The 348-nt window shown below is 30.7% G+C and carries 1 protein-coding gene; it reads right to left on the reverse strand.

The features are described from left to right. Positions 1–348, reverse strand: a 348-nt coding sequence (locus tag D0817_RS25080; RefSeq protein ID WP_161568482.1) for an ATP-binding protein, incomplete at both ends; no start/stop codon positions are given.

The raw sequence follows: 348 nt of genomic DNA on the forward strand, positions 1-348 counted from the left end.
TTTCTATTTTATTAATTTCTTTTATGTAAGAGCCGTCAGCTTTAGCCATTTTAAGTTTAGAGAAAAGTTTATTGATATTAAAATACATTACTTTGTAGCCCATCATACAGGCTTTATAACCAATTGCCGTAGCTATAAAGCTTTTGCCAACACCTGTACTTCCACAGACCAGGATGTTTTGTTTGTTTTTTATAAAATCACAAAACTCAAGTCTGTTAATTAAGTTTTTATCTACTCCTCTGGAACTGTCAAAATCGATTTCTTCCATAAAAGCTTTATACCTAAACTTGGCAGTATTGATCAATCTTTCTACTTTTCGATTTTCTCTGTCATCATATTCAGAGTTAA

Source organism: Flavobacterium cupreum (assembly GCF_003996965.1).
Lineage (GTDB): Bacteria > Bacteroidota > Bacteroidia > Flavobacteriales > Flavobacteriaceae > Flavobacterium > Flavobacterium cupreum.